Source organism: Enterobacter sp. 3U4, assembly GCF_057224565.1.
Genome location: NZ_CP136665.1, coordinates 4,654,348 through 4,666,805 on the forward strand (window position 1 = coordinate 4,654,348; position 12,458 = coordinate 4,666,805).

Annotated in this window: 12 protein-coding genes; 5 read left to right on the top strand and 7 right to left on the bottom strand. The window is 55.2% G+C overall.

The window, feature by feature from the left end; translation table 11 throughout:
• Positions 1-117 precede the first annotated feature (117 nt).
• Positions 118-1,629, bottom strand: a complete 1,512-nt coding sequence (gene pepA / locus RVY89_RS22160; protein ID WP_371899192.1) for a leucyl aminopeptidase — start codon at positions 1,627-1,629, stop codon at positions 118-120.
• Between the two features lie 266 nt (positions 1,630-1,895).
• On the opposite strand from pepA, the gene lptF reads away from it, so the two are divergent.
• From lptF to mtgA, 5 genes are all read left to right on the top strand, one after another.
• Positions 1,896-2,996, top strand: a complete 1,101-nt coding sequence (gene lptF, locus RVY89_RS22165) for an LPS export ABC transporter permease LptF (protein ID WP_484826450.1) — start codon at positions 1,896-1,898, stop codon at positions 2,994-2,996.
• Complete coding sequence (gene lptG / locus RVY89_RS22170) at positions 2,996-4,078, top strand: LPS export ABC transporter permease LptG (RefSeq protein WP_484826451.1); 1,083 nt, start codon at positions 2,996-2,998, stop codon at positions 4,076-4,078. Before lptF ends, lptG begins: the two co-directional genes overlap by 1 nt.
• A 135-nt stretch (positions 4,079-4,213) precedes the next feature.
• Positions 4,214-6,547 (top strand): aerobic respiration two-component sensor histidine kinase ArcB, encoded by a 2,334-nt coding sequence (gene arcB / locus RVY89_RS22175; protein ID WP_048225127.1) that lies wholly within the window; start codon positions 4,214-4,216, stop codon positions 6,545-6,547.
• Between the two features lie 232 nt (positions 6,548-6,779).
• Entirely contained in the window at positions 6,780-7,433 is a 654-nt protein-coding gene (elbB, locus tag RVY89_RS22180; protein ID WP_484827981.1) for an isoprenoid biosynthesis glyoxalase ElbB, read from the top strand.
• Entirely contained in the window at positions 7,430-8,155 is a 726-nt protein-coding gene (gene mtgA, locus RVY89_RS22185; protein ID WP_484826452.1) for a monofunctional biosynthetic peptidoglycan transglycosylase, read from the top strand. The genes elbB and mtgA overlap by 4 nt, the downstream gene beginning before the upstream one ends.
• 39 nt (positions 8,156-8,194) lie before the next feature.
• Here the strand turns inward: mtgA and npr are convergent, their stop codons facing one another.
• The 6 genes from npr to lptB form a co-directional block, all read right to left on the bottom strand.
• Positions 8,195-8,467 (bottom strand): PTS phosphocarrier protein NPr, encoded by a 273-nt coding sequence (gene npr / locus RVY89_RS22190; RefSeq protein WP_003861872.1) that lies wholly within the window; start codon positions 8,465-8,467, stop codon positions 8,195-8,197.
• Positions 8,464-9,318: an RNase adapter RapZ gene (gene rapZ, locus RVY89_RS22195; protein WP_014885397.1), complete on the bottom strand. Its 855-nt coding sequence runs from the start codon at positions 9,316-9,318 to the stop codon at positions 8,464-8,466. The genes npr and rapZ overlap by 4 nt, the downstream gene beginning before the upstream one ends.
• 45 nt (positions 9,319-9,363) lie before the next feature.
• Positions 9,364-9,855 carry a PTS IIA-like nitrogen regulatory protein PtsN gene (gene ptsN / locus RVY89_RS22200; protein ID WP_484826453.1) on the bottom strand — a complete coding sequence of 164 codons (492 nt, stop codon included), beginning with the start codon at positions 9,853-9,855 and terminating at the stop codon, positions 9,364-9,366.
• 82 nt (positions 9,856-9,937) lie between these two features.
• A complete protein-coding gene (gene hpf, locus RVY89_RS22205) occupies positions 9,938-10,225 on the bottom strand; it encodes a ribosome hibernation promoting factor (RefSeq protein ID WP_008501444.1) in 288 nt (95 codons plus the stop codon).
• A 22-nt stretch (positions 10,226-10,247) separates the two neighbouring features.
• The gene (rpoN, locus tag RVY89_RS22210) at positions 10,248-11,681 is read right to left on the bottom strand and encodes an RNA polymerase factor sigma-54 (protein ID WP_484826454.1); all 1,434 of its coding nucleotides are present in this window, start codon (positions 11,679-11,681) and stop codon (positions 10,248-10,250) included.
• Between the two features lie 47 nt (positions 11,682-11,728).
• A complete protein-coding gene (gene lptB, locus RVY89_RS22215; protein ID WP_023309359.1) occupies positions 11,729-12,454 on the bottom strand; it encodes an LPS export ABC transporter ATP-binding protein in 726 nt (241 codons plus the stop codon).
• Positions 12,455-12,458 lie beyond the last annotated feature (4 nt).

The window sequence follows — 12,458 nt, forward strand, 5'->3', positions numbered from 1 at the left end:
TATGGGGCTTCTTGTCGTGGATTTAAATGCAAAGCCGGGTGGCGCTACGCTTACCCGGCCTACGGTTGAGTGGCGCTGTAGACCGGGTAAGGCGAAGCCGCCACCCGGCGTTTTACATCACTCGTCGCCGTTAAAACCCGCACGATTGAGCAGGAACTGCGACAGCAGCGCCACTGGACGACCGGTTGCGCCTTTGGCCTTGCCGGAGCGCCATGCGGTACCCGCGATATCAAGGTGCGCCCAGTTGTACTTACGGGTGAAGCGCGCCAGGAAGCAGCCCGCGGTGATCGCCCCGCCAGGACGTCCGCCGATGTTCGCCATATCCGCGAAGTTAGACTCCAGTTGCTCCTGATATTCGTCACCCAGCGGAAGACGCCATGCGCGGTCACCGGCCTGCTCCGAGGCACCAATCAGCTCGTGCGCCAGCGGATTGTGGTTCGACATCAGGCCGGTGATGTGGTGGCCCAGCGCAATCACACAGGCGCCGGTGAGAGTGGCGACGTCAATCACCGCTTCTGGCTCGAAGCGCTCAACGTAGGTCAGCACGTCACACAGCACCAGACGGCCTTCGGCGTCGGTGTTCAGCACTTCAACGGTCTGGCCGGACATGGTGGTCAGAACGTCACCTGGACGATAGGCGCGCCCGCCAGGCATGTTTTCGCAGCCCGCCAGTACGCCGATCACGTTGATAGGCAACTGAAGTTCCGCAACCATGCGCATCACGCCGTAAACCGCCGCCGCGCCGCACATGTCGTACTTCATCTCATCCATGCCTTCGGCAGGTTTGATGGAGATACCGCCGGAGTCGAAGGTCAGGCCTTTTCCGACCAGCACGACTGGACGCGCGTCTTCGGACGGATTGCCTTTGTACTCGATGACGGACATCAGGGATTCGTTCTGCGAGCCGTTACCGACCGCCAGATAAGAGTGCATTCCCAACTCTTTCATCTGCTGTTCGCCGATGACGCGGGTAATGACGTTTTTGCTGTAGGCGTCGGCCAGCTGACGTGCCTGAGAGGCCAGGTACGCCGCGTTACAGATGTTAGGCGGCATGTTGCCGAGATCTTTGGCCGCTTTAATGCCGGCAGCAATCGCCAGACCGTGCTGGATAGCGCGTTCGCCGCTGGTCAGTTCGCGACGGGTTGGCACGTTAAAGACCATTTTACGCAGCGGACGACGCGGCTCGCTTTTGTTGGTCTTCAGCTGATCGAAGCTGTACAGGCTCTCTTTTGCCGTTTCAACCGCCTGACGCACTTTCCAGTAGGTGTTACGTCCTTTGACGTGCAGCTCGGTCAGGAAGCAGACGGCTTCCATTGATCCAGTATCATTCAGCGTATTGATTGTTTTCTGAATCACCTGCTTATACTGACGTTCATCCAGCTCGCGTTCTTTGCCGCAGCCAATCAGCAGAATACGTTCTGACAGTACGTTCGGAACATGGTGCAGTAACAGCGTCTGCCCAGGTTTGCCTTCCAGTTCGCCACGGCGCAGCAGGGCGCTAATATAGCCGTCACTGATTTTATCGAGTTGCTCGGCGATCGGGGAGAGTCGGCGTGGTTCAAAGACGCCCACAACGATGCAGGCACTCCGCTGTTTCTCCGGGCTACCACTTTTTACACTGAACTCCATGCACTACGCTCCTGAATCTTAAAGACAACGGCGGCTGCTACGGATAGAATTGAAACCTTTCGTAACTCATGTCCGCTGTTGTGGTGACTTCGTGTTAATCTTACGTTACTACGGTTTCGACACGTCAGAAAAAGTCCTGAAGCGTGAATCCGCTGGATGTTTTAATCTTAGCGATGATTTCGACGACTCAAGAGAATAAATGACGTTTAAGCCATGAAACAAGCGAAATTCCTGCAAAGAGACGGGTTTTTACGGGCGTATTTAAAGTGATAATCATAAGATATCTGGTGCGGGAGACGCTCAAAAGCCAACTGGCGATCCTCTTCATCCTGCTGCTGATTTTTTTCTGTCAGAAGCTGGTTAAGATCCTCGGTGCGGCCGTTGACGGCGAAATTCCAACAAATCTGGTGCTTTCCCTGCTTGGTTTAGGGATCCCGGAAATGGCGCAGCTCATCCTGCCGCTAAGTCTTTTCCTTGGCCTGCTCATGACGCTTGGGAAACTCTACACCGAGAGTGAAATCACGGTGATGCATGCCTGTGGCCTGAGCAAAGCGGTACTGGTGAAAGCGGCCATGATACTGGCGCTGTTCACGGGTATTGTTGCTGCGGTGAATGTGATGTGGGCGGGCCCTATGTCTTCCCGTCATCAGGACGAAGTGCTGGCCGAAGCGAAAGCCAACCCCGGCATGGCGGCGTTAGCCCAGGGGCAGTTCCAGCAGGCAACCGACGGCAACTCCGTGCTGTTTATTGAGAGCGTTGACGGCAGTAAATTCAACGATGTCTTCCTGGCGCAGCTGCGTCCCAAAGGTAACGCGCGTCCGTCAGTGGTGGTGGCAGACTCCGGTCAGCTTGCTCAGCGCAAAGATGGTTCTCAGATCGTGACGCTGAATAAAGGCACCCGTTTCGAAGGCACCGCGATGCTGCGCGACTTCCGTATCACGGATTTCCAGAACTATCAGGCCATTATCGGCCATCAGGCGGTGGCGCTCGATCCAACGGATACCGAGCAAATGGACATGCGGACCCTCTGGAATACCGATACCGACCGAGCGCGCGCTGAGTTCCACTGGCGTATTACGCTCGTCTTCACCGTGTTTATGATGGCGCTGATTGTCGTTCCGCTGAGCGTGGTGAACCCTCGCCAGGGACGCGTGCTCTCTATGCTGCCGGCGATGCTGCTTTACCTGATCTATTTCCTGCTGCAAACCTCGATTCGTTCTAACGGCGCGAAGGGTAAGCTGGACCCTATGGTCTGGACATGGGTAGTCAACAGCCTGTACATCTTACTGGCGCTAGGGTTAAACCTGTGGGATACGGTGCCTGTGCGCCGCATTCGTGCCCGATTCTCGCGTAAAGGAGCGTTGTAATGCAGGTGTTTGGCGTTCTTGACCGCTATATCGGTAAAACCATTTTTACCACCATCATGATGACCTTGTTCATGCTGGTGTCGCTCTCCGGCATTATCAAATTTGTCGATCAGCTGAAAAAAGCCGGGCAGGGGAGCTATGACGCACTGGGCGCGGGGATGTATACCCTGCTCAGCGTGCCGAAAGATGTGCAGATCTTCTTCCCAATGGCGGCCCTGCTGGGCGCGCTGCTGGGGCTGGGGATGCTGGCGCAGCGCAGTGAACTGGTCGTTATGCAGGCCTCGGGCTTTACCCGCATGCAGGTCGCGCTGTCGGTGATGAAAACCGCGATCCCACTGGTGCTGTTGACCATGGCGATTGGCGAGTGGGTCGCGCCGCAGGGCGAACAGATGGCGCGTAACTACCGTGCTCAGGCGATGTACGGCGGCTCACTGCTCTCGACTCAGCAAGGTTTATGGGCGAAAGACGGTAAAAACTTCGTCTACATCGAACGGGTAAAAGGGAATGATGAACTGGGTGGGGTGAGCATCTACGCTTTCGATGACCAGCGCCGTCTGCAGTCAGTCCGCCACGCCTCTTCGGCGAAGTTTGACGCCGAGCATAAACAGTGGCGTTTATCCCAGGTCGATGAGTCTGACCTGACCGATCCGAAACAGATTACCGGTTCTCAGACGGTAACCGGGACGTGGAAGACCAACCTGACGCCCGATAAGCTCGGGGTCGTGGCGCTGGATCCTGACGCGCTCTCCATCAGCGGTTTACATAACTATGTGAAATACCTGAAGTCGAGCGGGCAGGATGCAGGGCGTTATCAGCTCAACATGTGGAGCAAAATCTTCCAGCCGATGTCCGTGGCGGTGATGATGCTGATGGCGCTGTCGTTTATCTTCGGCCCGTTACGCAGCGTGCCGATGGGGGTGCGCGTCGTGACCGGTATCAGCTTCGGCTTTGTGTTCTACGTGCTTGACCAGATCTTCGGTCCGCTGACGCTGGTTTATGGCATTCCGCCGATAATTGGTGCGCTGCTGCCAAGCGCCAGTTTCCTCCTGATCAGCCTCTGGCTGTTGTTGAAACGCTCCTGAGTGACCTCTCCTCGCTTCCGGTTAACCGGGAGCGAGGCTAATCTCCTGTTTCACCCCGCACTTTTTCTCACAACCTTCAACGCCTCGCCGCGAATTTGAGTATTATTGAGCGATAACGTCGTGAAGGGATCCTCTATGAAGCAAATCCGAATGCTTGCCCAGTATTACGTCGACCTGATGATGAAGCTTGGGCTGGTGCGTTTTTCCATGCTGCTTGCGCTGGCGCTGGTCGTTCTGGCCATTGTCGTGCAAATGGCCGTTACCATGGTTCTGCATGGTCAGGTCGAGAGTATCGACGTCATTCGCTCCATCTTCTTTGGCTTGCTCATTACGCCCTGGGCGGTCTATTTCCTTTCCGTAGTGGTTGAACAGCTGGAAGAGTCCCGTCAGCGCCTGTCTAAGCTGGTCGATAAACTGGAAGAGATGCGCGAGCGTGACCTGAAGCTCAACGTCCAGCTTAAGGACAACATTGCGCAGCTGAATCAGGAGATTTCAGATCGTGAGAAGGCGGAGGCCGAGCGTCAGGCCACCCTGGAGCAGCTGAAAATCGAAATGAAAGAGCGCGAGGTCACGCAGATCCAGCTTGAGCAGCAATCCTCTTTCCTGCGGTCGTTCCTGGACGCGTCGCCGGATCTGGTGTTCTACCGTAATGAAGATAAAGAATTTTCCGGCTGTAACCGGGCGATGGAGTTGCTTACCGGGAAAAGCGAAAAGCAGCTGATTCATCTGAAGCCGCAGGACGTTTACTCTGAAGAGGCGGCGGCCAAGGTCATGGAGACCGACGAAAAAGTCTTCCGCCATAACGTCTCGCTGACCTATGAACAGTGGCTGGATTACCCGGACGGACGCAAAGCCTGCTTTGAGATCCGTAAGGTGCCGTACTATGACCGCGTGGGCAAACGCCACGGCCTGATGGGCTTTGGTCGCGATATCACCGAGCGTAAGCGCTATCAGGATGCTCTGGAGCGCGCCAGCCGCGACAAGACCACCTTTATCTCCACCATCAGCCACGAGCTGCGTACGCCGCTAAACGGCATTGTCGGGCTGAGCCGTATTCTGCTGGATACCGACCTGACCGCAGAGCAGGAAAAATACCTCAAGACTATCCATGTCTCAGCGGTCACGCTGGGTAATATCTTCAACGATATTATTGATATGGATAAGATGGAGCGCCGTAAAGTTCAGCTTGATAACCAGCCGGTTGATTTCACCAGCTTCCTTGCCGATCTCGAAAACCTGTCCGGCCTGCAGGCGCAGCAGAAGGGACTGAGTTTTGTCATGGAGCCCACCCTGCCGCTGCCGCATAAAGTGGTGACTGACGGCACGCGGCTGCGCCAGATCCTGTGGAACCTGATCAGCAACGCGGTGAAATTCACCCAGAAGGGGCAGGTGGCGGTGCGTATCCGCTATGACGAAGGCGACATGCTGCACTTCGAGGTGGAAGACTCCGGGATTGGTATTCCGCAGGAGGAGCAGGACAAAATTTTCGCGATGTATTACCAGGTGAAAGACAGCAACGGCGGGAAACCGGCGACCGGAACAGGCATTGGCCTGGCGGTCTCTAAACGTCTGGCGAAGAGCATGGGCGGTGATATCACCGTAGCCAGCCAGCCGGGCAAAGGATCGACCTTCACGCTGACGGTCCATGCGCCGGCGGTGGCGGAAGAGGTAGAAGATACCTTTGAAAATGACGATATGCCGCTGCCTGCTCTGCACGTCCTGCTGGTGGAAGATATTGAGCTGAACGTGATCGTGGCGCGCTCCGTGCTGGAAAAGCTGGGCAACAGCGTGGATGTCGCGATGACCGGTAAAGCCGCGCTGGAGATGTTTAAACCCGGCGAATACGATCTCGTTCTGCTGGATATTCAATTACCGGATATGACCGGGCTGGATATCTCGCGCGAGCTGACGCGTCAGTACGCGGCCGACGAACTGCCGCCGCTGGTTGCGCTGACGGCGAACGTGCTGAAAGATAAAAAAGAGTATCTCGATGCTGGTATGGACGATGTACTCAGCAAGCCGCTGGCGGTGCCTGCTCTGACCGCTATGATCAAAAAGTTCTGGGATACCCATGATGAAGAGGAGAGCACCATGACGTCTGTTGATAGCGCAAAAGCCCAAACGATTCTCGATACCGCGATGCTGGAGCAGTACATCGATCTGGTCGGCCCGAAACTGATTACCGACGGTCTGGCGGTGTTCGAAAAAATGATGCCGGGCTATCTGAGCGTGCTGGAATCCAACCTGACGGCGCGTGACCAGAAGGGGATCGTAGAAGAAGGTCATAAAATTAAAGGTGCCGCCGGCTCGGTTGGCCTACGCCACCTGCAGCAGCTGGGGCAACAGATTCAGTCGCCGGATTTACCTGCATGGGAAGATAACGTGGGTGATTGGGTTGAAGAGATGAAACAAGAGTGGCAAAACGATGTTGCGGTGCTTAAAGCCTGGGTCGATGCCAGAAAAAAATGACCCCGGCTTAACCGGGGTGCGCGAATACTGCGCCAACACCAGGGAAATCGTGGCTGCGCCTGTTTTTTAAAGTTATTTTCGAAAGGGCGCTGCCTGAAAAATTTAGGCCGCACGCAGATAAGATAGCAAATCTTAAATGGTTTGTTACATGAATCAGTGAAATGTGTGAAGCATAGCGTTTTAATCAAAATTATTAATGTGCTTCAGCAAGTTGCAGAAAAGGATTGTCATGATGAAAAAGATTGGTGTCGTGCTGAGCGGATGCGGTGTTTACGATGGTTCTGAGATACATGAAGCCGTAATCACGCTGCTGGCCCTCGCAAAGCACGGTGCAGAGGTTATTTGTTTTGCGCCAGACAAAAATCAGGCGGATGTGATTAATCATCTCACCGGCGAGCCGATGGCGGAAACCCGTAACGTACTGGTTGAAGCCGCGCGTATTGCGCGAGGCGATATCCATCCTCTTATTCAGGCAGACCCTAAAGAGCTTGATGCGCTCATTGTGCCGGGTGGGTTTGGCGCGGCCAAAAATCTCAGTTCTTTTGCCGCGCAGGGCGCGGAGTGTCAGATCGAACCTCATCTCAAAGCGCTGTCGCAGGCCATGCATGCGGCAGGGAAACCGCTGGGCTTTATCTGTATCGCACCGGCGATGCTGCCTAAGATTTTTGATTTCCCGCTGCGCCTGACCATCGGGACGGATATTGATACTGCGGAAATCGTTGAGGAAATGGGGGGCGAACACGTTCCGTGCCCGGTGGATGATATTGTGGTTGATGAAGATAATAAAATTGTCACCACGCCTGCGTATATGCTGGCGCAGAATATTGCGGAAGCGGCCACGGGGATCGAAAAGCTGGTCGCCCGCGTGCTGGTGCTGGCTGAATGAGTCGTCAATCCGGTGCTGGCGCGTGGGTAAAACGTACCCTGTTACGCATCGTTCTGGTGCTGGCGGTGTTTTGGGGCGGTGGACTCGCCCTGTTCAGCATTATGCCGGTTCCGTTCTCGGCCGTGATGGTTGAGCGTCAGCTCGGCGCGTGGCTCAGCGGCGATTTCGGCTATGTTGCCCACTCTGACTGGGTGCGCATGGACGAGATCTCACCGTTCATGGGGCTGGCGGTCATCGCGGCGGAGGATCAGAAATTCCCGGAGCACTGGGGGTTCGACGTGGCCGCGATTGAGAAGGCGCTGGCGCATAACGAACGTCATGAAAATCGCGTGCGCGGCGCGTCAACGTTGTCGCAGCAGACTGCCAAAAATCTGTTTCTGTGGGACGGCCGTAGCTGGGTGCGAAAAGGGCTGGAGGCGGGGTTGACCCTGGGGATGGAAACGGTCTGGAGCAAAAAACGCATTCTGACCGTCTATCTCAACGTCGCTGAGTTTGGCGATGGCGTTTTTGGCGTGGAAGCTGCCGCGCAGCGTTATTTCAATAAGCCAGCCAGCCGTCTGAGCATGTCAGAAGCAGCGTTATTGGCCGCCGTTTTACCGAACCCTATCCGCTTTAAAGCCAGTGCCCCATCAGGATACGTGCGAAGCCGTCAGGCGTGGATTATACGCCAGATGAATCAGCTGGGCGGAGAGGGTTTTATGCAGCGTAATAATCTAATGTAGGGCGGGTAAGCGCAGCGCCACCCGCCGAAGGGGCGAACGTTAGTCTTCGTCAAAGCCGGCGTTAAACAGGGCAATCACCGCCGCCAGCGCTTCCTCTTCCTGGGGGCCGGTAGCTTCGACTTCAATCTGGCGCCCTTTGGCGGAATCCAGCATCAGCAGGGCGATCACGCTGTTCGCTTCCGCTTCGGTACCTTCGTCATTCCGCAGCAGAACTTCTGCATCGAAACCCTGCATTAGCTCAAACAGCTTCATCGCCGGGCGGGCGTGCATACCCAGCTTGTTGGTGATCTCAACGGTCTGTTTTACGGTCATGTTTTACGTTTTTCCAGCGTGCGATGACGGGACTGAACGTTCTTCCCGCGCGAGCGGAAATAGTCGGCCAGCTGTTCGGCGATATAAACCGAACGATGTTTACCGCCGGTACAGCCAATCGCCACCGTCAGGTAGCTACGATTGTTTGTCTCCAGCATAGGTAACCATAGCTCAAGGTAGCTTCGCGTCTGGTAGATAAAATTGTGAACTTCTGTGTGCCGGTCGAGGAAGGCCGCGACGGGTTTATCCAGACCGGTCATTGGGCGCAGCTTCGGATCCCAGTGCGGGTTCGGCAGGAAGCGCACGTCGAAAACGTAATCCGCATCAATCGGAATACCGTGCTTAAAGCCGAAGGATTCGAACACCATCGTCAGTTCACGCTCGCGTTTACCCAACAGCCGGGTACGCAGCATTTCCGCCAGCTCGTGAACGGACATCTCAGAGGTGTCGACAATCAGGTCGGCACGAGAACGCAGCGGCTCCAGCAGGTCGCTCTCTTCATCGATCGCGCTCTCCAGAGAGAGGTTCTTACTGGAAAGCGGGTGCAAGCGACGGGTATCGCTGTAGCGACGGATCAGCGTATTGCGGTCTGCATCAAGGAACAGCAGCTGAGGCGAGAACGCATCAGGCAGGTTGCTCATGGCCTGTTCGAAGATCTCTGGCGATTCCGGCATGTTACGAACGTCGATACTGACGGCGGCAGAGGTTTGTCTCTCTGCAAGCGTGCGGGCCAGATCGGGCAACAACACGACCGGCAGGTTATCTACGCAGTAAAAACCCATGTCTTCCAGCGCGCGCAGAGCAACGGATTTCCCCGACCCTGAACGGCCACTGACAATCATCAGCACCATGTTCCGTTTCTCCTCAGGACAACAGATGTGAAGGCCATCTCCTGGTTATGCATCATCCTGATTGCCTTCTGCTTCAGTGATAATTTGATAGAGCTCTTCATCACTTTGAGCCGAGCGCAGTCGACGGCAAATGGTTTTATCAGCCAGACGCTTGGCGACCAGCGACAGTGTATACAGATGGGTTTTCGTCTGGTCAGCAGGAACCAGCAGCGCGAAGAGGAGATCGACGGGCTGGTTATCAATGGCATCGAAGGCGATCGGTGTTTCAAGCTGCACAAACACACCGACGGCACGCAGGGTATCCTCTTCCAGTTTGCCATGCGGGATCGCGATGCCGTTGCCGATACCGGTACTGCCCATCTTTTCACGGGTCAGAATCGCTTCGAACACCACCTGCGGCGGCAGGCCCAGCTGTTTTGCGGCCAGTTCACTGATGATCTCCAGCGCACGTTTTTTGCTCTGGCAGTGAACCGCACTGCGGGTACATTCCTGGTTAAGGACATTGCTCAGTTGAAGAGCGGAATCGTTGTTCATCATAATTTCACCTAAGCGCTAACTGTACAAATGGCCTGTTGTGTTTCACAACAGGCCGTCCTGCACCCGTTAACTGCCCGGACAATTAGTGTTGTTTCAGTTTATCTTTATGTTTATTGAGCTGTCGTGCAAGCTTATCAATCAAGCCGTCGATAGCAGCGTACATGTCTTGCCCTTCCGCACTGGCATGCAGTTCACCCCCGTTAACATGCAGGGTGGCATCCGAGATATGAGTCACTTTCTCCACTTTCAACACAATATAGACCTGATTGATCCTTTCGAAATACTGCTCGAGTTTTGCAAACTTCGCGTTCACAAAGTCGCGTAAAGCCTCAGTAATTTCGACGTTTTGTCCAGTGATGTTGAGCTGCATAGTGTCTTCCTTATCGGTTGTGTCAGACCAGCTGTTTACGCTGGTTGGACGGCGGAATGGATAAAGACTCTCGATACTTCGCAACAGTACGACGTGCCACCATAATACCCTGATCGGACAGCATGGTGGTTAACTTACTGTCGCTCAGTGGCTTCGCGGGGTTCTCCGCGGCGATCAACTTCTTCACCAGGGCACGAATGGCCGTTGACGACGCTTCGCCGCCGCCCTCGGTATTCACATGGCTGGAGAAGAAATACTTAAGCTCAAATATACCGCGTGGACTGTGCAGATACTTCTGCGTGGTGACACGGGAAATGGTTGATTCATGCATCTCGACGGCCTGAGCGATATCCGCCAGTACCATCGGTTTCATATACTCTTCACCCTGCTCAAAGAACGCCTGCTGCTGTTCGACAATACAGCGGCTGACGCGTAGCAGCGTATCATTTCGGCTCTCCAGACTTTTGATCAGCCATCGCGCTTCCTGAAGATTGCTACGAATATATTGATTATCGGAGTCGTTACGCGCGCTGGTGCACATGGAGGCATACTGCTGGTTGATTTGCAGGCGAGGGATGCTGTCTGAATTCAATTCAACTACCCAGCGGCCGTTGTGTTTTCTGACCAGCACATCCGGGATCACGTACTCGGGTTCGCTGGTCTGGATCGACTGACCGGGGCGCGGATCGAGCGACTGAATCAGATTCACCGCTTCTTTCAGCACCTCTTCCTTCAGGCGCGTAACGCGCATCAGGGTGCGGAAATCGTGGTTTGCCAGCAGATCCAGATGATCGCTGATGATTAAACGCGCCTCGTCGAGCCATGGCGTCTCTTTGCTGAACTGAGAGAGCTGGATCAGCAGGCAGTCGCGCAGATCTTTTGCGGCTACGCCTACCGGATCGAAACGCTGGATGCGCTTCAGAACGGCTTCAACTTCCTCAAGCTCAATCTCATCGTCGCCCATGCTTTCCAGAATATCGTCCAGCGTGACGGTCAAATAGCCGGTGTCGTCAACGGCATCGACAATTGACGTAGCAATCGCGCGGTCGGTATCGGAGAAGGGGGTGAGTTCCACCTGCCACATCAGGTAATCCTGCAGCGACTGGGTGGTTTCTCCCTGATAGACCGGTAGCTCATCGTCCTGGTAGTCTGCACGCGTACCGGAAGGGGTTCCGGCCGTGTAGATTTCATCCCAGCTGGCATCAAGCGGAAGCTCGTCGGGCATCTCTTTTTGTTCGAGTGCATCCGCAGTGTCGAGCGCTTCTGTATCCTGTGACTGCTGAGTGTCTACCTCGTCATGAAGATCGGTTTGTTCCAGCAGAGGGTTGCTGTCCAGCGCCTGCTGGAGCTCCTGCTGAAGTTCTAACGTGGACAGTTGCAACAGGCGAATTGCCTGCTGTAGCTGCGGCGTCATTGCCAGTTGTTGGCTGAGCCTTAATTGCAAACCTTGCTTCATGTTCAGAGCATTTTTCTCCGGTTCGGCGTTACGTTACCTCTACCCTATCAGAGTCTGAAGTCTTCCCCAAGATAGACGCGCTTAACATGATCGTCTTCGAGGATCTGCTGCGGCGTACCGTGGGCGATCAGATTGCCCTGGCTCACAATATACGCGCGTTCGCAAACGGCCAGCGTTTCACGGACGTTGTGGTCGGTGATCAGGACGCCAAGCCCGCTGTCGCGCAGGTGTTCAATGATTCGTTTGATGTCGATAACCGAGATCGGGTCAACGCCAGCAAACGGTTCATCCAGAAGGATAAATTTCGGATTTGCGGCCAGCGCACGCGCAATCTCAACGCGACGGCGTTCCCCGCCGGAGAGTGCCTGACCGAGGCTGTCGCGCAGATGCTCAATGTGGAACTCTTCCATCAGCTCGTTGGCACGATCCTGACGCTGTTCACTGGTCAGGTCGTTACGAATTTGCAGGACCGCCATCAGGTTATCGTAAACGCTGAGACGACGGAAAATGGAGGCTTCCTGCGGCAGGTAGCCGATCCCGCGACGCGCGCGCGCGTGCAGCGGCAGAAGGCTGATGTCTTCATCGTCAATGATAATGTTGCCGGCATCGCGCGGCACAATGCCAACGACCATGTAGAAGGTGGTGGTTTTACCCGCACCGTTAGGGCCAAGCAGCCCTACAATTTCGCCGGAGTTGACGGTCAGACTGACATCTTCTACGACACGGCGGCCCTTATAGGCCTTCGCGAGATTTTTTGCAGTTAATGTTGCCATAACG

What these genes read in the sequence shown, in the direction of transcription:
- pepA (WP_371899192.1), bottom strand. Translation starts at nt 1,629, where the DNA reads ATGGAGTTCAGTGTAAAAAGTGGTAGCCCGGAGAAACAGCGGAGTGCC.
- lptG (WP_484826451.1), top strand. Translation starts at nt 2,996, where the DNA reads ATGCAGGTGTTTGGCGTTCTTGACCGCTATATCGGTAAAACCATTTTT.
- arcB (WP_048225127.1), top strand. Translation starts at nt 4,214, where the DNA reads ATGAAGCAAATCCGAATGCTTGCCCAGTATTACGTCGACCTGATGATG.
- elbB (WP_484827981.1), top strand. Translation starts at nt 6,780, where the DNA reads ATGAAAAAGATTGGTGTCGTGCTGAGCGGATGCGGTGTTTACGATGGT.
- mtgA (WP_484826452.1), top strand. Translation starts at nt 7,430, where the DNA reads ATGAGTCGTCAATCCGGTGCTGGCGCGTGGGTAAAACGTACCCTGTTA.
- npr (WP_003861872.1), bottom strand. Translation starts at nt 8,467, where the DNA reads ATGACCGTAAAACAGACCGTTGAGATCACCAACAAGCTGGGTATGCAC.
- rapZ (WP_014885397.1), bottom strand. Translation starts at nt 9,318, where the DNA reads ATGGTGCTGATGATTGTCAGTGGCCGTTCAGGGTCGGGGAAATCCGTT.
- ptsN (WP_484826453.1), bottom strand. Translation starts at nt 9,855, where the DNA reads ATGATGAACAACGATTCCGCTCTTCAACTGAGCAATGTCCTTAACCAG.
- hpf (WP_008501444.1), bottom strand. Translation starts at nt 10,225, where the DNA reads ATGCAGCTCAACATCACTGGACAAAACGTCGAAATTACTGAGGCTTTA.
- rpoN (WP_484826454.1), bottom strand. Translation starts at nt 11,681, where the DNA reads ATGAAGCAAGGTTTGCAATTAAGGCTCAGCCAACAACTGGCAATGACG.
- lptB (WP_023309359.1), bottom strand. Translation starts at nt 12,454, where the DNA reads ATGGCAACATTAACTGCAAAAAATCTCGCGAAGGCCTATAAGGGCCGC.